Here is a 22003-nt window from a genome sequence, read left to right on the forward strand (position 1 = left end):
TGTCCAGTCTCTCACTTTCCCCCCCCCCCCCCACCAAATATGCGTCGCGGAATCACATTCGTCACAGACTCAATTGTCGGAATTATTCGGAAAGATCAGTCTGCACGCGGCCCGCAGCGGCCCAGTCCCGTTGTTTGCTGTTTTCCACCGCACCGGCCCGCACGGCGCGGATTTTTGTAAGGGCTGCATCTGCCGGTTCCCCCAGTTCCACCATCAGGCGCATGACCATCATACCCGACCGCCCGCGACCGCCAAAACAATGGGACAACACCTTGCCGCCGTTTTGCAACACACGCCGCGCCGCGCGGGAGGCTTCGGGCCAGTTTTCCTCGGTATTGCTTTTGGGTGCGCCGAAATCCGCTATGGGCAGATGTATCCACTGCACGCCAGCCTCTGCCAGACGGTCTGGCAGATCGTTTGATCCGGCCCGCTCCATTTCGGCGCGGGTGGTCATGGTCAGAACCAGATCTGGATTCCAGCGCAGCAGCGCAATCATATCCGCATCCATCCGGCCCCCGCGTCCGGGAAGCGGGGAAATGCCCAGCGTTCCGCGCGAAAGGGGGATCGGGTATATGGTGAAGTCTGGCATGATGCTTTAGGGTTTTGTAAGGGATACGAATCTAACGTGGTACAGGGTAGGTTATGACGCAAGAGGCAAACACAGGCTATCAGGTTCTGGCGCGCAAATATCGTCCCGCCACCTTTGAAGACCTGATCGGTCAGGATGCGATGGTGCGCACCCTGAAGAACGCTTTTGCAGCGGACCGGATCGCCCATGCCTTTGTTCTGACTGGGATTCGCGGCACTGGCAAAACTACGACAGCACGGATTGTCGCCAAGGGGATGAACTGTATCGGGGCGGACGGGCAGGGCGGGCCGACCACGGACCCTTGCGGTGTTTGCGATATGTGTGTCTCTATTTCCGAGGGGCGTCATGTGGACGTGATGGAAATGGACGCAGCCTCTAATACCGGTGTGGCCAATATCCGCGAGATTATCGATTCCGTGCATTACCGCGCAGCATCTGCACGGTTCAAGATTTACATTATCGACGAGGTTCACATGCTGTCCAATGGCGCCTTCAACGCGCTGTTGAAAACGCTGGAGGAACCCCCCGAACACGTCAAATTCATCTTTGCCACGACCGAGATTCGCAAAATTCCCGTCACGGTGCTCAGCCGGTGTCAGCGGTTTGATTTGCGCCGGATCGAACCGGAAGTGATGATCGCCCATCTGCAAAAGATTGCGGAAAAGGAAAACGCACAAGTGGCCGAGGACGCGCTGGCGCTAATTGCGCGGGCCGCAGAAGGTTCGGTGCGCGATGCCATGTCGCTGCTCGATCAGGCGATTGCCCACGGGGTTGGCGAAACCAGCGCCGATCAGGTGCGTGCCATGTTGGGGCTGGCGGATCGCGGGCGGGTGCTTGATCTGTTCGACATGATCATGAAGGGCGATGCGGCCGGGGCGTTGAACGAATTGTCGGGACAATATGCCGAGGGCGCCGATCCGCTGGCAGTGCTGCGGGATCTGGCGGAAGTGACCCATTGGGTTTCCGTCATCAAAATCTCGCCCGAAGCCGCAGACGATCCCACCGTTTCACCGGATGAACGGACGCGGGGCAAGACCGCTGCGGAAAGCCTGCCGATGCGGGCGCTGACGCGCATGTGGCAGATGCTTTTGAAGGCATTGGAAGAGGTCTCGGTCGCGCCGAACGGGATGATGGCGGCTGAAATGGCGATTATCCGGCTGACCCATGTGGCCGAACTGCCAAGCCCCGAAGATCTGGTGCGCCGTTTGCATAATTCTCCGCCGCCCCCCCCGATGCCCGGAGGTGGCGCAGGCGGCGGTGCAGGCGCCCCGACACAGGGCGGTAGCATCCCCAATGCAGGCACGATCGGCGGCGGTCCGGCGTCCGGTGCACCTGTTGCGATGATCGCCGGCGGCGGCGCTATGGCGTCGGGCCAGCCGGAATCCGAACAGGCGCTGGCGCGGTATGTGTGTTTTGATCAGGTGGTCGATCTAATCCGCGCACGGCGGGATATGAAGCTGCTGGTGGAGGTAGAAAACTATCTGCGACTGGCCAAATACACACCGGGACGGATTGAATTCCAGCCCACCGATGATGCGCCGACCGATCTGGCCTCGCGGCTGGCGGCGCGGTTGCAAACATGGACCGGGGTGCGCTGGGGGGTGTCGGTTGTCTCTGAAGGTGGTGCGGAAACTGTCGCGGAACAAAAGGCCGCCCATCGCAGTGATTTACAAGGCCGCGCCATGCAGCATCCGCTGGTGATGGCGGCGATGTCCCGTTTTCCGGGGGCAGAAATCCGCGATATTCGCTCTTTGGAAGAAATCACCGCCGATCCCGAAGAAGAACTCGAAGCGCAAATGCTCGACGATGACTGGGACCCGTTCGAGGACGATTGAGCCGGCGAAAGGCGCTATTGGGACAGCACAGGTTCGATGTAAACCGTGGCTTCCATCGGGAAATGGTCTGATCCCACATGCGGACCGCGCCCGAAGGACACCATTTTAACCTTTTCAGTCACGAAAAGCTGGTCGATGGGAAAGCGCAGCAGCGGATGTGTCGCATCAAAGCTGGAATAGAACCCGCGCCCCACACGGGGGTCGAGGAAATCGCCCTTTTCCTTGATGTGTTTGGAGGTGCGGGACCAAGCCACATCGTTGAAATCCCCCATGCAAATTACCGGAAGGCCGAGTCGGTGGGCGATGGTTGCCGCTTTTAGAAGCTGCGCATCCCGTTCGTCCGTGTCCTCGCCCGGAATAGGGGGTTTGGGGTGCAGCCCGATATAGCTGAACCGCGCCCCGTTCGGGGCCACCAGCAGGGCAGTTGCCGTGGGGGTGTCATTGCTGCTGAGAAGTCGGAAGGCGAATTCCTCCACCACAAGGTTTGTGGCAAAGATCATTCCGTAGTGGGTTTTGTGGGGGTGATATTCCACAGTTTCATACCGGGACAAGGCCTCGGCCAGTGATGCACGCCAGGTGTCATCCGTTTCCATCAGCAACAGAACCGCGGGCTGCTCTTTTTTGATGTAATCGGCAATCCGGTCGCGGTCTTCGTTTTCTTTCAAAACGTTGATCGAGGTCACGGTAAAGGTTTCCGCCTCGGGGTGAAGCGGCTCCAGTGCCAGTTCGCTTGGGTAAAGCGAGGTGTAGGGCATGATTTTGGCCGACTGGTAGCCAAGGATTGCAAGGCTGAGGATGGTGATCCACAAGAAACCGGCCGGACGCAGCCAGAGCGTTGCAAGGCAGCAGACTGCGGCCAATGTTGCAATATGTAAACGCGGAAAGTCCCAACCCCTGATCCACCACTCGTTTGACGGGATGAACGGTAGCGCTGTTGTTATGGCGACGGACAGAAAAACCAGCCAGAGCAGCGCCTTGTAGAGTGTGACCATTAACGAGCTTTCCTTTGTGTTTCGGAACCTTGGCTTCAAAAAGCTAGTGCGCTGGTGCCTTATAGGAAAGAGTTTTGCATGTTCTTCGTTAAATTACCTGCGTTTTGACGCGTTGCAGCGGTGTTTTGAGTATTTTTGGAACATTGAAGCCCTTGGGCGTCAGGCCGCGGCGGGCTTGGGGGCAGGGCGGAGCACTTCGGTGAGCGCGGCGCAGATCACCAGCGCCGATCCGGCCAGTTCAGGCCAGCCGAACGGTTCGGACAAAAAAAACGCGCTGGTGGAGATGCCGGAAATGATTTCGCCGGTGAGCAGAAAAGACAATAGTGTCGGGTTTAACCGTCTGGCGGACCAGAGCGTGACAACCAGCACGGGCGCGATGTAAAGCATGCCACTGGCGAGGGCGAGCAGCATGGGTTCCAACGGATCAGCCGGTGTTGGCAGGCTGTGGCCGGTGCCAAAGGCAAGGATGGCCCCGATCACCATGCCGCCGGTACATCCGAACAGACCAAGGGTTCGCGCGCCAATGTCCGGACCGGTGAAGATCAGGGCAGAACCAACGGCCCAGCACATCCCTGACAGCAACGCCAGCAAATCGCCGGCGTTCCAGTGGGACAGGCTGATCTGGCCCCGAAAGATCAGGGTGACGCCGCCTGCCGCAAGCAATAGCGCCAGCCCGTTGATCCAGCGCAGGCGGCGGCCCATGAACATCCATTCAATGGCAATGGCCCAAGCCGGTGCGAGATAAAACAACAGAACTGCGCGGACCACCGTGGTTTCGGTAATTGCGGCGGAATAAAGCATCATGGCTCCACCGATCAATGCACCGCTGGCCATGACCCGCAGATCAATGCGGCGGTTTGCGCGGCGGGCGAAGAATAACAGCAACAGGACCGGAAGCGCCCCTGCGTTCATGGCTGTGCCAGCCCAAGCCCCGTCCAGTCCGGATGATTCGAGTGCGCGCACCGGAAGCCACCACAGCCCCCAAAACAGGGCGCAGATGAAGGCGAGCCACACCGGAAGGTAGGAAGTTCTGGTCATTTAATATATGCTTTCGTCAATCGATGGCCGGCGACGACCAATTTTTGCAATAAAAACTTGTCAGGTGCCGGGCAACTCTATTTATATTGATTCATCAGTCAATAAAAACACAACAGGGAGAAACACATGAAGAAACTATTGTTGTCCGCCGTCTCGGTTATGGCACTTTCCGCTGCGGCGCAAGCGGCTGAACTGGGGGCTGTTGACGAGCCGATCAAACTGGCGGTGAATGAATGGACCGGTCAGCATATTTCGACCCATATGGCGGGGCGGATGCTGGAAGCGGCAGGTTACACCGTAGAATACACCACGGCGGGCTATATGAACATGTGGCAGGCGATGGCCGATGGCGAGGTCCATGCTGCGGTTGAAGTCTGGTCGTCCAACGTGTCCGACCAGTTTGCCAAACTGCAAGCCGAGGGCACTGTGACCGAAATTTCCGATCTGGGTCTGGTGGCACGGGAAGGCTATGCCTATCCAAGCCACGTAGAAGAAATCTGCCCCGGTCTGCCTGCGTGGGAGGCATTGAAGGACTGTGCAGGCAAGTTTGCCACTGCAGAAACCCTGCCGATGGGCCGTTTGGTGGATTATCCGGCGGATTGGGGCACACCGGGTGCAGATCGTGTGACGGGGCTTGGCTTGCCGTTCAAGGCGGTTCCGGCAGGGTCCGAAGGTGCGTTGATTGCGGAATTGCGGGCCTCTACCGAAAAGAAATCCCCCTTGTTGATCGTGTTCTGGCAACCCCATTGGGCGATGTCGGCTTATGATGTGAAATTTGTTGATCTGCCTGCGGCGGAAGAAGCCTGTTTCACCGATGCGTCATGGGGCGTGAACCCGAATGAAACCAGTGACTGTGATTTCAGCGCTTCGCGGGTGTTCAAAACGAGCTGGTCTGGCTTTGAAGAGAAATGGCCTGCGGCTTATGAAATCCTAAAGAATTTCAAGCTGGACACCGAAACTCAGCAACCGCTCATGGGGGCTGTAGATGTGGACGGCAACGCGGTTGAAGAGGTTGTCGCGGAATGGATGGCTGCGAATGAATCCAGCTGGAAACCCGTTGTAGATGCGGCGATCAACTAAACCATGACAGGGACAGGCGGGCCGGACACTCCGGCGATTGCGGTGGATGGTCTGTGGCAGGTCTTTGGCGAGGGTGCCAGACCTGCGCTGTCCGAGCTATTAACACCCGGTGCGGCCACAACGGATGGTGTGGCCCGCCGGTTAAAGGAGCAGGGGTTGATCCCTGCGGTGCAGGACGCCAGCTTTACGGTGAAAGAGGGCGAGCTGTTTGTGATTATGGGGCTGTCGGGGTCGGGTAAATCCACCCTGATCCGCTGCATGTCCCGTCTGGTGGAACCGACGGGCGGTAGTGTTCTGATGGCGGGCGAGGATATACTTGCCGCCAGCAAGCGCCGGATGATCGAATTGCGCCGCGAGAAGCTGGGCATGGTTTTCCAGCATTTCGGTCTGTTTCCGCACATGAGCGTCATCGACAATGTGGCCTTCCCGATCAAAATGAAGGGGGTTGGCCTGAAGGAACGCCGTGCGCGGGCGATGGAGGTGATCGAGCTTGTCGGGTTGGGCGGGCGCGAGGATGCCTACCCGCGTGAGCTTTCAGGCGGGCAGCGGCAGCGTGTCGGCATTGCACGGTCGCTGGCGGTGAATCCTGACGTGTGGTTTCTGGATGAACCGTTTTCGGCGCTGGACCCGTTGATACGGCGGCAGTTGCAGGACGAGTTTTTGAATATTCAGGCCACATTGCGTAAATCCATCGTGTTTATCACCCATGACATCGGGGAAGCGCTGAAGCTGGCCGACCGGATTGCGATCATGCGGGACGGGGTCATTGTGCAGATCGGCACGCCGAGCGAGATCGTTCTCAATCCGGTGGATGATTACGTGGGCGAATTCAGCCGCGACATTCCTAAGGGCCGCCACATGACCCTTGCCGCACTGATGGAACCTGTGCGGGGCGAGACCGATGCGGGCGGGCCGGAGTTGCGCACTGCAATGACACTTGATGACGCGCTAAGCGCCTGTGCCCTGACCTTCCAGCCGATGGCTGTGCGGGACGGGGATGGCAAAGTGGTCGGGGTGCTTCGCCCCGAGGCACTGGCCCGCGCGGTGGGCGAGGCGCATTCCTCATGACGGCGCGATCACCCCTGAAGGGGGCTTTGGACAGCAAGGGCAAACAGGCGGCGGCGCTGGTGGTGCTTGTGGGGCTGGTTTGTCTGCTGGCGACCCCCTATGCACCGTGGCTGGTGGCCTGGCCTTCGGTGCTGACGGTTCCGATGTCCGACTGGATTTCCCAAGGGCTCGGCGTGTTTTTCGAGGCTATTAAACCGGCGATGCGCTGGGTGAGCTGGGTGCTCGGCTTTGGCATGGCGGGGGCCAACTGGCTGCTGGTGTCAACGCCTTGGGTGGTGGTGATCGGCGTCACAACCGCCATTGGCTGGTATCTTGGCGGTCTTAAAATGGCGGCACTCGGCTTTTTCGGTCTGCTGTTTGTGCTGGCCTCCGGTTACTGGGTCGAAAGCATGAACACACTGGCGCTGGTGTTTGTCTCGGTGCCGCTGGCGCTGTTGCTCGGCACGGCGATTGGTATTCTGGCCTATGAGGTCAGCCGCGTGAAAAAGGCGGTTGAGGCGGTGCTGGACCTGATGCAGACCATCCCGACCTTTGCCTATCTGACACCTTTGCTGTTGTTGTTCGGCTTTGGTCCGGTGGTCGGGCTGATTGCCAGCGCGATCTATGCGGCCCCCCCTATGGCGCGAAATGTGCTTTTGGGGCTGGAACGGGTGGACTCTGACATCAAGGAAGCGGCTGTCATGTCCGGTGGCACCCGTGCGCAGCAGTTGTTTCTGGTGGAGTTGCCCAGTGCCATGACGCAGATCATGGTCGGCGTGAACCAGAGCCTGATGGCTGCGCTGTCGATGGTGATCATCGCCGCCGTTATCGGCGGATTTAACGATATTGGCTGGGAAGTCCTGCTGACCATGCGCAAGGCGCAGTTCGGGCAATCCTTTCTGGCAGGGCTGGTGATTGTGGTTTTTGCCATCGTGATCGACCGCATGTCCGGTGCCCTCGCGCAGGAGCGTCGCCGCTATTCCACACGGGTGGTCTGGTGGATCATCGTGGCCTCGCTTGTGGCGGCGATTGCCTTGCGGGACATCCTGCCTGCGGCTGGAACGCTCAGCTATTTTGGCGGTGTTGCGGATACGGTTGATCAGTCTGTCGGGGATTTTACCCGCAATTACGGGTCCACGCTCGATACTGTGAAGAACACGGCTATGTTTTATGTGCTGCTGCCGTTGCGGATCGGGCTGGATGATGCGGTTTTGCCCTTCACTTGGGGGTTCCAGTGGACTTCGGCCATGTCCGCTTGGGTCTATGCGATCGGTGTAGTTGTTGCGGCGGTGCTTGCCTGGCAGGGACGCCTGACGCTGGGACTGTGCCTGCTGGTGCTGATCGGGGTGATTGAAACCGGTGTTACACAACTGCCGTGGATTTTTGTGCTGGTGGGCGTCGGGGCTTTGGGATGGGTGTCTTCTGGCTGGCGGTTGTCGGTGCTTTGTGTCGGTCTGTTGGGGTTGATCCTGATTTCCGGCCTTTGGGACCGCGCCTTGCTGTCGCTTTATCTTTCGGGTGCGGCGGTGTTTACCTGTGCGGTGCTTGGCGGGGCGCTGGGGCTATGGGCCGCGGTAAGCACGACCGCTTGGGCGGTGATCCGTCCGGTCTGTGACATGTTGCAAACCATCCCACTGTTTGTCTTTCTGATCCCGATGCTGATGTTCTTCCAGATCGGAGAGTTCAGCGCCTTTCTTGCGATCATTGCCTATGCCATCGTGCCGATGATCCGCTACACACGGCACGGGCTGGTGACAACGCCGGACGACATGATCGAGGCAGCAACCTCAAGCGGGGCGACGGAGTGGCAGATCCTGCGCGAGGTGCGGGCACCTTACGCGGCACCGACGATCCTGCTCGGGTTGAACCAGACGATCCTTTATGCCTTTGCCATGCTGGTAATTGCGGCCCTGATCGGCACCACCGGACTGGGGCAATCCATCTACATTGCGCTTGGCCGCGCGGATGTGGGGCTTGGTATTACTGCAGGGGCGGCGATGGCTATGCTTGCACTGGTGGCGGACCGGCTGGTGCAGGGGTTTGCCGAAGAACGCCGCAACGCGCTGGGGCTGTAGCCTGCGCGGGCACTGAAATCATCGGGGGGGGGCTTGCGTCCCTCCCGAACCGCGACCCACAGGCAGGGTGAGGGTCGAAAGTGTTTACTTGGCGGAAATATCCTTTAAGAAGACCACAGGAACAGCGCAGGTGCGTATGGTTCCCGCCGGGGGATGGCCCTCGAAACATGCGCGATGACGGGATGACACGGGCTACATTGCTAGCTGCTGAAGCCCCCTCTCCAGAACCCCCGCCCGCTGAAGGGTGGTTAATCGAATAGGATGTTTGCGGCCCTGAGGCAGATCGGGAGAGCGGAGCATCTCTAACATGTTTGAGAAAGGAACACCGGATGGATAGCAAAACCTGTATCTTGATCGGCGCACCTGTAGATTCCGGCAAGCGCCGGCAGGGGTGTCTGATGGGACCGGATGCCTACCGCGTTGCCGGTCTGGCCGATACGCTGACGGCGCTTGGTTTTAACGTAGAGGATCGGGGTAATGTGGCGATGGGTCCGGTTGAGCCCGCCAGCAGCGAAAATCCCGAAGTCTTTGCGCTGGGCGAGACGATTGCTTGGACCAAATCCCTGAAAACGGCGGCGCGGGATGCGATGGCACAGGGGTTTCCCATATTTATGGGGGGCGATCACAGCCTGTCGCTCGGGACGGTTTCGGGTGTTGCTTCTTTTGCGAAAGAAAAGGACCGGCCGCAGTTCGTTTTGTGGCTGGACGCCCATAGCGATTACCACTCGCCGCTGACCACCGCATCGGGCAACCTGCACGGAACGCCGGTGGGGTATGTCTGCGGGCGGGACGGATTTGTCGGTTTCCCCGAACTCGAAGCGCCGGTGCCGCCGTCGCAGGTCTGCATGATCGGGCTGCGCTCTGTGGACGGGGCGGAAAAGGCGGAAATGGCCCGTCACGATTTTATCCTGCATGACATGCGGGCGATTGATGAAAACGGTATCGCGCCGCTGCTGCGGGGGTTCTTGCAACAGGTGGCAGAGCAAAACGGGCTGCTGCATGTCAGTCTTGATGTGGATTTTCTCGACCCCTCTATCGCACCTGCGGTGGGCACAACCGTGCCGGGTGGTGCGACCTTCCGCGAGGGCCATCTGGTGATGGAGATGCTTTGTGACAGCGGGCTGGTCAGCTCCCTCGATCTGGTGGAGCTGAACCCGATCCTTGACGAACGCGGCAAGACCGCCACGCTGATGGTGGATCTGGTGGCAAGCCTGATGGGACGGCGTGTCTTTGACCGCCCCACCGAGAGCTTTTCCGGCCTGAAAACCGGCCCCGGCGTGCATTGACGCGCCCTAAGACAAGATGACTGGAGATATGAAAATGACCAAACTGAACCCTTCAAAGCTCGCCATGGTGCCCTTTGTCAGCGTTGAAAACATGATGCGGCTGATCCATTACGTCGGGCTGGAAACTATGCTGACGGAAATAGCCGATTATATCGAGGAAGATTTCAAACGCTGGGAACTGTTCGACAAAACCCCCCGCGTGGCAAGCCATTCTTCCGAAGGGGTGATCGAACTTATGCCCACCTCGGACGGTGAGGTTTACGGTTTCAAATACGTAAACGGCCACCCCAAGAACACCAAAGAGGGATTGCAGACCGTGACGGCATTCGGCCTTCTGGCAAATGTCGGCAACGGCTATCCGGTGCTGCTGTCGGAAATGACAATCCTGACGGCCCTGCGCACGGCAGCGACCAGCGCGATGGTGGCTAAACATCTGGCGCCCAAAGGGGCGAAGACCATGGCGATGATCGGGAATGGCGCGCAATCAGAGTTTCAGGCGCTGGCGATGAAAGCCATTGTCGGGGTGGAAAAGCTGCGGATGTATGACATCGACAGCGCCGCCACAGCCAAAGCGATGAAGAACCTGGAAGGGCAGGGGCTGGAACTGGTGGCCTGTAAGACGCCGGAAGAGGCGATTGAAGGCGCAGAGATCATCACCACCTGCACCGCCGACAAGCAATATGCCACGATCCTGACCGACAATATGGTTGGTGCAGGTGTGCACATCAACGCCATTGGCGGCGACTGCCCGGGCAAGACGGAACTGCATGCAGACATCCTCAAGCGGTCGGATGTATTTGTCGAATACCCGCCCCAGACACGGGTAGAGGGTGAAATCCAGCAGATGCCGGAAGATTTCGCCGTGACCGAGATGTGGCAGGTGATCAACGGCACCGCCAAGGGCCGGAGCTCGGACCGTCAGATCACCCTGTTTGACGGTGTCGGCTTTGCGGTCGAGGATTTCTCTGCCCTGCGTTATGTGCGGGACCGTTTGAAGAATACGATGTTTTATCAGGATCTCGACATGCTGGCCGATCCCGACGATCCGCGCGATTTGTTCGGAATGGTCCAGCGGGCCGGATAACCGGACACAGAAAGATCCCCCTCCGGTAAGGAGGGGGATGCCTGCGGCGCGGATATTTGTCGAAAATGGAAGCGGAGTCTACCCTTCCACCGAGGCAAGCAGGGCGGCGTTGCCGCCTGCGGCTGTGGTGTCGATACAGATGTGGCGTTCCAGCTTGCAACGATCCGCCAGATCGTCGCCAGTCACCAGCGGGATCAGGCGGCCTGCACGGGCGGCGAGGGCGCGGCGGGCGGCGGTTTGATCTTCGGACGTGGACCACAGGGCGACGAGATCGAAGCCTTGCAGGGTTTTCAGGGCCTCCGGTGACAGGGTGCCGTCAATTCCGTTCGTAACTTTCGGTGCAACCTCAAGTGCTGCACATCCGTTCTGGCGGGCGATGCGGGCCTGATCGGCTGCGGCTTGCGCGGTTGGGCCAAGGCACAGGACTGTGCCCCGTCCAAAGACCGAGAGCTGGTTGCTTTCGCCCGTGGGTCCGGGCAGCAGTTCGGACGACAGGCGCGGGCGGCGGGTTGCATTCATCGTGTCGAGCGCGGATTGCACCGCTGACACCTCTGCCGCTGCACCGTCAGTGGCGGGCAGGTGGGTTGTTTTGGTCGCCGTGAACCGTTTGACATAATTCGGGCCGCCGGCTTTGGGTCCGGTGCCTGACAGTCCCTCACCGCCGAAGGGTTGGGAGCCGACAATCGCGCCGATCTGGTTGCGGTTGATATACATATTGCCCACATTCAGACGGGCCGTGACCTGATCAATCCGGTCGTCAATCCGCGAGTGCATTCCGAATGTCAGGCCAAAGCCGGTGTCGTTGATGTCATCGACAATGGCGTCGAGCTGGTCAGCGCGGTAGGTGGCCACGTGGATCACGGGGCCAAAGATTTCCTGTTCCAGATCCTTGATGCCGTTCACCTTTATAACGGTGGGTGCAACAAAGGTGCCAGTGTCGGGCGTACGCAGTTCTTTCAGCACGCGGCCTTCCTTGCGGGCAGCGGTGATATGGTCGCGAATGCCCTTGGCAGCGCCTTCATTGATCACCGGACCGACGTCTGTGGCGTAACTCCACGGGTTGCCCAGAACCAGTTCGTCCATCGCCCCGAAGAGCATTTCGAGGAAGGGTTCAGCTACGTCTTCCTGCACATAGAGGACACGGAGGGCCGAACAGCGCTGGCCTGCGGATTGAAAGCCCGAGGCGATGATGTCGCGCACCGCCTGTTCGGGCAGGGCGGTGCTGTCCACGATCATGGCGTTCAGCCCGCCGGTCTCTGCGATCAGGGGCGCATCAGGGCTGGCGTGTTCGGCCAGCGATTTGTTGATGGTTTGCGCGGTCGCGGTAGAGCCGGTAAAACAGGTGCCGTTAATCTGCGGGCTGCCGGTCAGCGCGGAACCGATGTCGCGGCCGCGACCGGGCAACAGTTGCAGCGCGGACAGGGGCACGCCTGCGCGGTGCAGCAGGGTTACGGCAATAAAAGCGGTCAGGGACGTGGGTTCTGCCGGTTTGGCAAGCACTGCGTTTCCGGCGGCTAGGGCGGCTGCGATCTGGCCGGAAAAGATGGCGAGCGGGAAGTTCCAAGGGGAAATGCAGGTGAAAATGCCACGGGGCTCGGTCGGGGCAAGGCGTTCGGCCTCATCCGCGTAGTAGCGTAGGAAATCCACCGCCTCGCGCAGTTCGGCAATAGCATCCATCGGGGTTTTGCCCGCCTCGCGGGTCAGAACCGCAAAAAACTCTCCGAAGTTGTCTTCATAGAGGTCGGCAGCTTTGCGCAGGGCTTCGGCCCGCTCAGAGGCTGGCGCGCTCCAGACCTGCGCCTTGGTGATAGCGGTTTCGGCGTCTTCGCGGCTGGCTTGTAGCACATGGCCCACCGTGTCTTCGGGGCGCGCCGGATTTGTGACCTCAAGGGATTCCTGTCCCTGCACATCGGCCACCAGCAGCGGTTTACCCTGCCATTGGTGATCCAGAAACGGGGTGCGGGCCGCGTCGATTTCCGCCAGATCGTCCAGATCGTGCAAATCCCAGCCACGCGAGTTTTTGCGGGGCGCAAAGATGTCCGTTGGCAGGGCAACCGGACTATGTGGCGTTGTGGCAAGGGCTGCAAAAGGATCGGCGGCGACTTCCTCTGGCGGGGTGTTCTCGTCGATAATCTGGTTTACAAAGCTGGAGTTCGCACCGTTTTCCAACAGGCGGCGCACCAGATAGGCCAGCAGGTCCCGATGGGCCCCCACCGGGGCATAGATCCGGCAACGGGTGCCTTCGTTTTGCAGAACGATGTCATGCAGCGCTTCGCCCATTCCGTGCAGGCGCTGGAATTCAAAGTTTGTCTTGTCCTCGGCCATTTCCAGAATAGCGGCGACGGTGTGGGCGTTGTGGGTGGCGAACTGCGGATAGATGCGGTCTGTCATCCCCAGCAGCTTTTTCGCGTTGCAGATATAGGCCACGTCCGTTGCGACCTTGCGGGTAAACACGGGGAATCCGGTTGTGCCTTCCACTTGGGCCCGTTTGATTTCCGTGTCCCAATAGGCCCCTTTTACCAAACGCACCATAATCTTGCGGTCCAGATCAACGGAAAGCTGGTACAGCCAGTCAAGCACTGCTGAGCAGCGCTTTCCGAACGCTTGGACCACCACGCCGAACCCGTCCCATCCTGCCAGATCGGGATCGCGCAGCACGGCTTCGATCACGTCGAGGGACAGCTCCAGACGGTCTGCTTCTTCGGCGTCAAAGTTAAAGCCCATACCGGCCTTGCGCGCCATTCGGGCGAGACGGCGGGTGGAGGCGGTCAACTCGCGCATGACGCGCTCGCTCTGGCCGACTTCGTAGCGGGGGTGCAGGGCGGAGAGCTTGATCGAGATGCCCGGATTTTCGCGGATGTCATCGGATTTGCAGTGTTTTGCCAGTTGGGTGATGGCATCGGCGTAGCTGTCGTAAAACTTGTCCGCGTCTTTTGCAGTCAGCGCGGCCTCACCCAGCATGTCATAGGAATAGGTGAACCCCTTGCGGGCCTTGGCACTGCCGCGAGAGACGGCTTCCTTGATGGTTTGCCCCAAAACGAATTGCGCCCCCAGTTCCCGCATGGCGCGGGAAACTGCGGTGCGGATCACGGGTTCCCCAAGGCGGCGCACGGCGGATTTCAGCGTGGCGGCGATACCGGGTTCTTCGTCGTGGAGCACCTTGCCCGTCAGCATCAGCGCCCATGTAGACGCATTCACCAGCGAGGAGGAGGATTTCCCCAGATGGCTGCCCCAGTCCGAGGGGGCGATTTTATCCTCGATCAGCGCATCTACGGTTTCGGAATCCGGCACCCGCAGCAGGGCTTCGGCCAGACACATCAGCGCGATGCCTTCATCTGTGGACAGACCGTATTCGGCCATGAACACTTCCATCATACCCGTGTCACCGCTGCTGCGAATGTCTTTGACCAGCGTGCAGGCGCGATCGGTGGCGGCCTGTTTTAATGCATCCGGAATTGCGCAGTCGGTTTGCAGGTCTGTCAGAATCCGGTTCTCATCCGCGAGGTGCAGGTCACGGATATTCTGGCGCAATTGGGTAAGAGAGGTCATGGCGTTTCACCTGAAAGAGTTATGCTGGGGTGATAATACCACGTTTGTTTCGGGCAGATTGCCTAATGTTATTGCCCCTGATCCCGAAATGATCCAAATATAGGCGGTAAATCAGTCCAAAAGGGTGTCGAGATGGCAGTTGATGGGCAAATAGACGGATTTGATCGAAAGATCCTTGCAGCCTTGCACAGGGACGGGCGCATGGCGATCACGGAACTGGCGGCTTTGGTGGGTTTATCCAAGACGCCCTGTCAGTTGCGGGTCAAGCGGTTGCGTGAAACCGGATACATTCGCGGATTTCGCGCTGTACTGGATCTGGACAAGCTGGGGCTGGATCACATTGCCTTCGTCGAGGTCACGCTTTCGGACACGCGGGAGGCGGCCTTGCAAGCCTTTAACGCGGCGGTCGGTGCGGTCACAGAGATCGAGGAGTGCCACATGATCGCGGGCGCCTTTGATTACCTTTTGAAAGTGCGCACCAGAGACATCAAAAGCTATCGCGCGATTCTGGGCGAGGTGATTTCCAACCTGCCCCATGTTGCAAACAGTTCAACCCATGTGTCGATGGAATCGGTCAAGGATGCGGGGCAAAACCCGGCGTTTTAAGGGGGAAACCTTTCCCGTTCGAAATCCGCGTCATGGAACTGTTACACAAACGCGGAACAAGTGTCACATAACTGCAATATGAGCGTCACATCGGCTGCGTATCACCGCCTCATCCGAGACGAATCGGACCGTATGAAAAAATGGGAATGGACCTCATGTTTACAAAAACGCTTTGCGTATCCGCTATTGCTCTGGCCTCTGCTGCTGCTGCGCCTGCTTTCGCCCGTGATCAAATCAAAATCGTTGGATCATCTACAGTATTTCCCTTCTCCACGACTGTTGCCGAACGCTTTGGCAAATCCACAGAATTTAAAACCCCCGTTGTAGAGTCCACAGGCTCCGGTGGCGGTCTGAAACTGTTTTGTGCGGGTGTTGGCGATGAAACACCGGACATCACCAATGCGTCCCGCCGGATCAAAGAATCCGAAGTGCAAATGTGCGCCGATAATGGTGTGACAGATATTGTCGAAGCGAAAATCGGTTATGACGGCATTGTTCTGGCCAACTCCAAAGAGTCCGCGCAAATGTCGATCTCTCTGGGTGATCTGTTCATGGCGCTGGCCAAGGATGTTCCAGGCGCAGCAGGGGAGACAACTCCGAACCCCTACACAATGTGGAATGAAATCAACCCTGATCTGCCAGCGGTGAAGATTGAGGTTCTGGGCCCGCCACCCACTTCCGGCACACGGGACGCCTTTGTTGAACTGGCTATGGAAGGCGGTTGTAAGACTGTTGATTGGGTCAAGGACCTGAAGAAGTCCGACAAGAACGCCTATAAATCCCTGTGCCACACCATCCGCGAGGACGGGGCCTATGTGGAAGCTGGCGAGAACGACAACCTGATCGTGCAAAAGCTGCAAGCCAACCCGAATGCCTTTGGTATCTTCGGCTACTCCTTCCTTGAACAGAATGCTGATGCGGTTCAAGGGTCCATGATTGACGGTATTGCCCCTGAATTTGAACTGATCGCTGAGGGTGACTACCCCGTATCCCGTTCCTTGTACTTCTATGTGAAGAAAGCCCACGTTGGCGAAGTTGCTGGCATCGAACAGTTTCTTGCAGAGTTCACCTCTGAAGATGCTTGGGGTGAGGAAGGTTATCTGGCGGACAAAGGTCTGATCCCGATGACCGAAGCAGAGCGTGAGCAAGGCGCAAAAGCAATCAACGGTCTGATGAACCTGTCGATGTAACCGACCTGAACTTTCGGGGCGCCTGACATCGGGCGCCCCTTAGCCAAGACCAAAGGATATGGCAGATGGCCACTTCTGAAAGCGCGACCATTGATCTGGTTCATTCCCAGCGCAAAAAAGGGTTTGAACTGTTTGTGATGGGGGTGTTGATCCTGTGCTCACTGGTGGCAGTTGCTGTCACAGTGGGCATTGTTTTGTCTCTCCTGTTTGAGGCTTTCCGCTTTTTTGAACGGATTCCGCTGACGGATTTCCTGTTTGGCACCCAGTGGAGCCCGCAAACCGCCCTGCGTGCCGATCAGGTCGCCGCAGAAGGCGCGTTCGGGGCGGTGCCGCTGATCACCGGCACGCTGCTGATTTCATTCATTGCCATGTGTGTGGCAACGCCGCTTGGGTTGATGTCCGCGATTTACCTGTCGGAATACGCCAGCAAGCGCAGCCGTAACCTGATCAAACCCGCGCTGGAAATCCTCGCCGGTATTCCTACGGTGGTTTACGGTTTCTTTGCAGCCCTGACCGTTGCGCCCCTGTTGCGCGCCGGCGGGGAAAGTGTCGGGCTTAACGTGTCCTCCGAGAGCGCGCTGGCAGCGGGGTTGGTTATGGGAATGATGATCATCCCGCTGATTTCCTCTCTGTCGGACGATGTGATCAACGCGGTGCCACAGGCGCTGCGGGATGCGTCGCTTGGCATGGGGGCGACCCATTCCGAAACCATTCGCAAAGTCGTGCTGCCTTCGGCCATTCCGGGAATTGCCGGTTCACTGCTGCTGGCGGCAAGCCGTGCGATCGGAGAAACCATGATCGTTGTGATGGCGGCGGGGCTTGCGGCCAATCTGACCGCCAATCCGCTAGAGGCTGTCACCACGATCACCGCACAAATCGTTGCGCTTTTGACCGGCGATCAGGAATTTGACAGCGCCAAAACCCTGTCTGCCTTTGCCCTTGGTCTGGTGCTCTTTGTTACGACGCTGGTGCTGAATGTCATCGCCCTGCGCATCGTCAGAAAATATCAGGAACAATATGACTGATTTCATCACTCCTTCCACCCAGTTAAAGAGCCGCAAATCGGCGGAACAGCGGTTCCGGTGGTATGGTCGCGGTGCGATCTTTGTCTCGCTTGCCTTTCTCGTCGTGATGGTCGGTTCGATCCTTTACAAAGGCTCCGGCGCGTTTACGACCACGGATGTGGCGATCGTCGTGGACCTTGGCCCTGATGCTGTGGACCCTGCCAACCCGCAGGACGCACGGTTTGAGAAAATCGTAAAAGACGCGCTGAAAGCCCGCTTTCCCGAGGCCACCAAACGGGCCGACCGGCGCAAACTTTACGGTCTGGTGTCCAATGATGCAGGATTTGAACTGGAGCGTTTTGTTCTGGCAAATCCGGATGCAATCGGCACACAGGCGCGGGTCTGGTTTCGTGCATCGGATGATTTTGACATCCTGTTGAAAGGGACTGTGGATCGGGATGTCGATGAATCAGAACGCCGGTTGAGCGATCAGGAAATCGGCTGGATCGACAGGCTGGTTGCGGATGGCGATGTGAAGCGCGGCTTCAACTGGTCTTTCTTTACCAACGGCGACAGCCGCGAGCCCGAGCTCGCCGGTATCCTGAGCGCGCTGGTTGGCTCGGCGTTGACCCTGCTGGTGTGCTTTTGCTTTTCCTTTCCTGTGGGCATTCTCGCTGCGATCTATCTGGAAGAATTTGCGCCGAAGAACAGGTTTTCCGACATTATCGAGGTGAATATTAACAACCTTGCGGCGGTGCCTTCGATTGTATTCGGACTGCTGGGGCTTTCGATGTTGCTCAACACCTTTGGCATGCCGCGCTCTTCGCCGCTGGTGGGGGGGCTGGTGTTGTCCCTGATGACATTGCCGACGATCATTATCGCCGCAAGAGCCAGCCTGCGGGCAGTGCCACCGTCCATCCGCGAAGCCGCCCTTGGCATGGGGGCGAGTCCGGTGCAGGCCACTTTCCATCACGTCGCACCACTGGCCCTTCCCGGTATCCTGACTGGGACGATTGTGGGCATGGCGCAGGCGCTGGGGGAAACGGCGCCGCTGCTGATGATCGGTATGGTGGCCTTTATCGTGGATGTGCCCCAATCCATTCTCGAACCGGCCACAGCGCTGCCGGTGCAGATTTTCCTCTGGGCGGATGCGCCGGAACGGGCCTTCCTTGAAAAAACATCCGCAGCGATCATCGTTTTGCTGCTCTCCCTGATAACAATGAACCTGCTTGCAATCGTCTTGCGCCGCCGGTTCGAAAAAAGGTTCTAAGAATATGTCGAAGACTGCCATTATCTCGGCCAAGGACGTGAACGTCTTTTACGGGGAAAAACAGGCGCTGGACAAAATCAATCTGGATATCCCCGAAAACAAGGTGACATCCCTGATCGGCCCGTCAGGGTGCGGCAAGTCCACCTTTCTGCGCAGCATCAACCGGATGAACGATCTGGTGGACATTTGCCGCGTGGAAGGCAGCATCACCATTAAAGGGCAGGATATATACGCGCCCGAAGTGGACGTGGTCGCGCTGCGGGCCAAAGTGGGGATGGTGTTTCAGAAACCGAATCCGTTCCCGAAATCTATCTACGAAAACGTTGCTTATGGGCCAAAGATACACGGGCTGGCCAAATCCAAGACGGATATGGACGAGATCGTGGAATGGTCACTGATCAAGGCAGGGCTCTGGAAAGAGGTGAAGGACCGGCTTGACCAGCCGGGCACCGGACTGTCGGGGGGGCAGCAGCAACGTCTGTGTATTGCGCGCACCATCGCGGTCAAACCGCAGGTGGTTCTGATGGATGAACCCTGTTCTGCGCTCGACCCGATTGCCACGGCGATCATCGAAGAGCTGATCGACGAGTTGCGCAGCAACTTTACCATCGTGATCGTGACCCATTCCATGCAGCAGGCCGCGCGGGTGTCCCAGCGCACCGCCTTTTTCCACCTTGGAGAACTGGTAGAGAGCGGTTCGACAAAAACGATCTTTACCTCTCCGGAAGATGAACGCACACAGAATTACATTATGGGCCGGATCGGCTAGGAGCAGAGACATGGAACACACGCATATTGTAACCCGGTTTGATACCGACCTGAAGAAAATCGAAGCGATGCTGGTGGATATGGCCGCAAAGGTGGGCGATCAGGTTCTGAACGCTGGCAAGGCACTGGTGGACGGCGATGAAGCGCTGGCCAAAAAGGTTGCCAAGTCGGACAGTGAAATCAACGCGCTGGAAAACAAGATCGACGACAAGGCGATCCGTTTGATTGCCCTGCGCCAGCCAATGGCCGAAGATTTGCGCAGCGCGATTACCACGCTGAAAATCTCCTCCTCGCTGGAGCGGATGGGCGATTATGCCAAAACCCTGTCTTACCGCGTGCGGGCGGTGGATGATTTCTCTGCAATGAATGCGGTCCTGCGCACCTTGTCCGAGACCTCGGGCAAGATCGCGGCGATGCTGGCGATGGTGATGGAAGCCTATGTAGAACGGGATCTGGCCAAAGCCGAAGCCGCCAGTGCGATGGATGACGAAATCAACGATCGCACCGACGCGCTGTTCCGCGAATTGCTGACCTACATGATGGAAAATCCGCGCAATATCGAACCCTGCACCCATTTGCTGTTCATTTCCAAAAACATGGAACGCTCCGGTGATCAGGTTAAAAACATAGCCGAGCAGGTGCACTATCTGGTTACAGGGGAATTGTACGAACAATGAGTGGTGGTCCGAAAATACTGGTTGTTGAGGATGAAGCCTCTCAGCTTGAGATGCTTGTCTATAACCTAAGCGTGGAAGGCTATGAGGTCTTCAAGGCAGAGACCGGCGAAGAAGGGCTGTTGATCCTCGAGGAACAGTCCATTGACCTGATTGTCTTGGACTGGATGCTGCCCGGAACCTCGGGGCTGGAAGTCTGCCGGCAGGTGAAGCGGAACAAGGACACCAAGACTATTCCGGTGATCATGCTGACCGCGCGGGGGGAGGAAGACGACAAGATTCGCGGGCTGGATACCGGCGCGGATGATTATGTGGTTAAACCCTATTCCGTGCGCGAGTTGATGGCGCGGGTGCGCGCCGGATTGCGGCAGGCCACGGGGCAGTTGGGGACCGATTTGCTGGTCTATCAGGGGCTGAACATGGACCTTGTGCAGCACAAGGTCACGCTGGCCGATGCGGTGATCCCGCTGGGCCCGCTGGAATTCAAACTGTTGCGGGTGTTTATGGAAGCGCCCGGACGGGTCTGGTCACGGGATCAACTGCTGGATCGTGTTTGGGGCGACAACCTGAACGTGGATACCCGCACCGTAGATGTGCATATCGGACGGCTGCGCAAGCAACTGGCCAAGGTCAGCGATCTGGACTTTGTGCGCACGGTGCGCGGCTTTGGCTATTCCCTTGATACCACCGCTTGAGAACGCCACGGTTTACCCCTAGCTTGCGCAGATGGAATGGCGCGATGAAGGGGTGATCCTGTCCGCACGGCGGCACGGCGAAAGCTCTGTGATACTTGAGGTTCTGACCAAGACCCACGGGCGGCACGCTGGCGTGGTGCGCGGTGGTGCGTCCCGCAAGCTGGCCCCTGTATTGCAACCGGGCAACCAGGTAGAGGTCGAATGGCGGGCGCGACTTGAGGAACATCTCGGCGGTTTTCATGTGGAATTGCTGCATTCCCGCAGTGCCATTATGGGCGACCGCGCCGCGCTGGCGGCCCTTGGTTCGATCTGTGCGCTGGGCGGGTTTGCGCTGCCAGAGCGTATGGAACTGCCGGAAATATACCAGCGCACCATTGATCTGGTCGATGCTTTGGAAACGGGGCAGGGCTGGCAGGCGGATTATGCCATCTGGGAACTGAGACTGCTGGAGGAACTGGGCTACGGGCTGGATCTGGGGTCTTGTGCGGCGACAGGTTCGACGCAGGAACTGATCTATGTTTCGCCCAAAAGCGGGCGGGCGGTAAGCCGCTCCAGCGGTGCGGCCTATGCGGACCGGATGCTGCCCCTGCCGGTATTCCTGCAACTAGAAGGGGCAGAGGCGGAGTCGCCGGAGATTCTGGATGCGCTCAAAACCACCGGTTATTTTCTGGAGCGCTGGCTGGCACCGGCCCTTGGCAACCGCCCCCTTCCAGAAGCCCGCGGGCGTCTGGTGCATCTGCTGGCGCGGCGCGCGAAAAAAGACGCAGCAGAGGATAGCGGAACGGGGTAATCACCCGAAGCGTTTATTGCAGGCGGTATTCCAACAGGCCGCCGGCGTCATTGGTTAACAACAGCGTGTCGCCCTTGCGCTCGACCATGGTCACTTCGCTGAAGGCTTTGAAATAACGTCCCTCAAGCTCCATTTCCGGACAGGCCCGCCGCGTGGCTCCAACAGCATTCGTATCAAACCACGGCAGCGGGGCGGTCTGTTCGCCAAAATAGCTGTTACAGGGCGCTTGCCCTGCAAGTCGGCCTTTTTCGGGGAAGGTCAGGGTGATCGGCACCTCAATCGCTTCTCCGTTCAGGCGCACCAACTGCCATTGGTCTTCAGGCCCGCTGACACCGGAGATGGTTTCATCCTTCTGGCAGGCAGACAGGGACAAGGCAAAGGCGAGGGAGGCGAGGAGAATTTTCATGGGGGGTAAGTCTCAAAAAAACCGC

Annotated in this window: 18 protein-coding genes and 1 pseudogene; 14 read left to right on the plus strand and 5 right to left on the minus strand. The window is 58.6% G+C overall.

What is annotated here, in order from left to right; genetic code table 11:
* Positions 1-82 precede the first annotated feature (82 nt).
* Positions 83-589, minus strand: a complete 507-nt coding sequence (locus BFV97_RS15730; protein WP_069301357.1) for a phosphatase domain-containing putative toxin — start codon at positions 587-589, stop codon at positions 83-85.
* A 53-nt stretch (positions 590-642) separates the two neighbouring features.
* Between BFV97_RS15730 and BFV97_RS15735 the strand changes: the two genes are divergently transcribed.
* Positions 643-2424, plus strand: coding sequence for a DNA polymerase III subunit gamma/tau (locus BFV97_RS15735; RefSeq protein WP_069301358.1), 1782 nt, complete (start codon positions 643-645; stop codon positions 2422-2424).
* Between the two features lie 14 nt (positions 2425-2438).
* On the opposite strand, the gene BFV97_RS15740 is transcribed toward BFV97_RS15735, so the two are convergent.
* Both BFV97_RS15740 and BFV97_RS15745 read right to left on the minus strand, forming a co-directional pair.
* Positions 2439-3416, minus strand: a complete 978-nt coding sequence (locus tag BFV97_RS15740; protein ID WP_069301359.1) for an endonuclease/exonuclease/phosphatase family protein — start codon at positions 3414-3416, stop codon at positions 2439-2441.
* A gap of 159 nt (positions 3417-3575) precedes the next feature.
* Positions 3576-4454 (minus strand): DMT family transporter, encoded by an 879-nt coding sequence (locus tag BFV97_RS15745; protein WP_069301360.1) that lies wholly within the window; start codon positions 4452-4454, stop codon positions 3576-3578.
* Between the two features lie 126 nt (positions 4455-4580).
* Here BFV97_RS15745 and BFV97_RS15750 point away from each other — a divergent pair, with 126 nt between their 5' ends.
* The 5 genes from BFV97_RS15750 to BFV97_RS15770 all read left to right on the plus strand — a co-directional run bounded on the left by BFV97_RS15750 (position 4581) and on the right by BFV97_RS15770 (position 11026).
* Positions 4581-5534: an ABC transporter substrate-binding protein gene (locus tag BFV97_RS15750; RefSeq protein ID WP_069301361.1), complete on the plus strand. Its 954-nt coding sequence runs from the start codon at positions 4581-4583 to the stop codon at positions 5532-5534.
* 3 nt (positions 5535-5537) lie between these two features.
* On the plus strand, positions 5538-6602 hold the full coding sequence (locus BFV97_RS15755) for a quaternary amine ABC transporter ATP-binding protein (RefSeq protein WP_069301362.1): 1065 nt from the start codon (positions 5538-5540) through the stop codon (positions 6600-6602).
* Positions 6599-8656: an ABC transporter permease gene (locus BFV97_RS15760; RefSeq protein ID WP_069301363.1), complete on the plus strand. Its 2058-nt coding sequence runs from the start codon at positions 6599-6601 to the stop codon at positions 8654-8656. Before BFV97_RS15755 ends, BFV97_RS15760 begins: the two co-directional genes overlap by 4 nt.
* A 329-nt stretch (positions 8657-8985) precedes the next feature.
* The gene (gene rocF, locus BFV97_RS15765; protein WP_069301364.1) at positions 8986-9942 is read left to right on the plus strand and encodes an arginase; all 957 of its coding nucleotides are present in this window, start codon (positions 8986-8988) and stop codon (positions 9940-9942) included.
* Positions 9943-9976: 34 nt separating this feature from the next.
* Positions 9977-11026, plus strand: a complete 1050-nt coding sequence (locus BFV97_RS15770) for an ornithine cyclodeaminase (protein ID WP_069301429.1) — start codon at positions 9977-9979, stop codon at positions 11024-11026.
* A gap of 78 nt (positions 11027-11104) precedes the next feature.
* Here BFV97_RS15770 and putA read toward each other — a convergent pair whose 3' ends face one another.
* Positions 11105-14575: a bifunctional proline dehydrogenase/L-glutamate gamma-semialdehyde dehydrogenase PutA gene (gene putA, locus BFV97_RS15775; protein WP_069301365.1), complete on the minus strand. Its 3471-nt coding sequence runs from the start codon at positions 14573-14575 to the stop codon at positions 11105-11107.
* Positions 14576-14707: 132 nt separating this feature from the next.
* On the opposite strand from putA, the gene BFV97_RS15780 reads away from it, so the two are divergent.
* From BFV97_RS15780 to recO, 8 genes and pseudogenes are all read left to right on the plus strand, one after another.
* On the plus strand, positions 14708-15181 hold the full coding sequence (locus BFV97_RS15780) for an Lrp/AsnC family transcriptional regulator (protein WP_069301366.1): 474 nt from the start codon (positions 14708-14710) through the stop codon (positions 15179-15181).
* A 155-nt stretch (positions 15182-15336) separates the two neighbouring features.
* Positions 15337-16371, plus strand: coding sequence for a PstS family phosphate ABC transporter substrate-binding protein (locus BFV97_RS15785; protein WP_069301367.1), 1035 nt, complete (start codon positions 15337-15339; stop codon positions 16369-16371).
* 125 nt (positions 16372-16496) lie between these two features.
* A pseudogene (gene pstC, locus BFV97_RS15790) lies at positions 16497-17396 on the plus strand (phosphate ABC transporter permease subunit PstC); the annotation flags it as partial.
* Positions 17389-18645 carry a phosphate ABC transporter permease PstA gene (pstA, locus tag BFV97_RS15795; protein ID WP_216635971.1) on the plus strand — a complete coding sequence of 419 codons (1257 nt, stop codon included), beginning with the start codon at positions 17389-17391 and terminating at the stop codon, positions 18643-18645. The pseudogene pstC and the gene pstA, both read left to right, overlap by 8 nt.
* Before the next feature lie 4 nt (positions 18646-18649).
* Positions 18650-19414, plus strand: a complete 765-nt coding sequence (pstB, locus tag BFV97_RS15800) for a phosphate ABC transporter ATP-binding protein PstB (protein ID WP_069301370.1) — start codon at positions 18650-18652, stop codon at positions 19412-19414.
* Between the two features lie 10 nt (positions 19415-19424).
* Entirely contained in the window at positions 19425-20090 is a 666-nt protein-coding gene (phoU, locus tag BFV97_RS15805) for a phosphate signaling complex protein PhoU (RefSeq protein ID WP_069301371.1), read from the plus strand.
* Positions 20087-20782: a phosphate regulon transcriptional regulator PhoB gene (gene phoB / locus BFV97_RS15810; RefSeq protein WP_069301372.1), complete on the plus strand. Its 696-nt coding sequence runs from the start codon at positions 20087-20089 to the stop codon at positions 20780-20782. Before phoU ends, phoB begins: the two co-directional genes overlap by 4 nt.
* Positions 20783-20813: 31 nt before the next feature.
* The gene (gene recO, locus BFV97_RS15815; RefSeq protein ID WP_069301373.1) at positions 20814-21572 is read left to right on the plus strand and encodes a DNA repair protein RecO; all 759 of its coding nucleotides are present in this window, start codon (positions 20814-20816) and stop codon (positions 21570-21572) included.
* Positions 21573-21585: 13 nt separating this feature from the next.
* Here the strand turns inward: recO and BFV97_RS15820 are convergent, their stop codons facing one another.
* Positions 21586-21978 carry an META domain-containing protein gene (locus BFV97_RS15820; RefSeq protein WP_069301374.1) on the minus strand — a complete coding sequence of 131 codons (393 nt, stop codon included), beginning with the start codon at positions 21976-21978 and terminating at the stop codon, positions 21586-21588.
* Positions 21979-22003 lie beyond the last annotated feature (25 nt).

The sequence above is a fragment of the Neptunicoccus sediminis genome, from assembly GCF_001719615.1.
Taxonomy (GTDB): Bacteria; Pseudomonadota; Alphaproteobacteria; order Rhodobacterales; family Rhodobacteraceae; genus Amylibacter; species Amylibacter sediminis.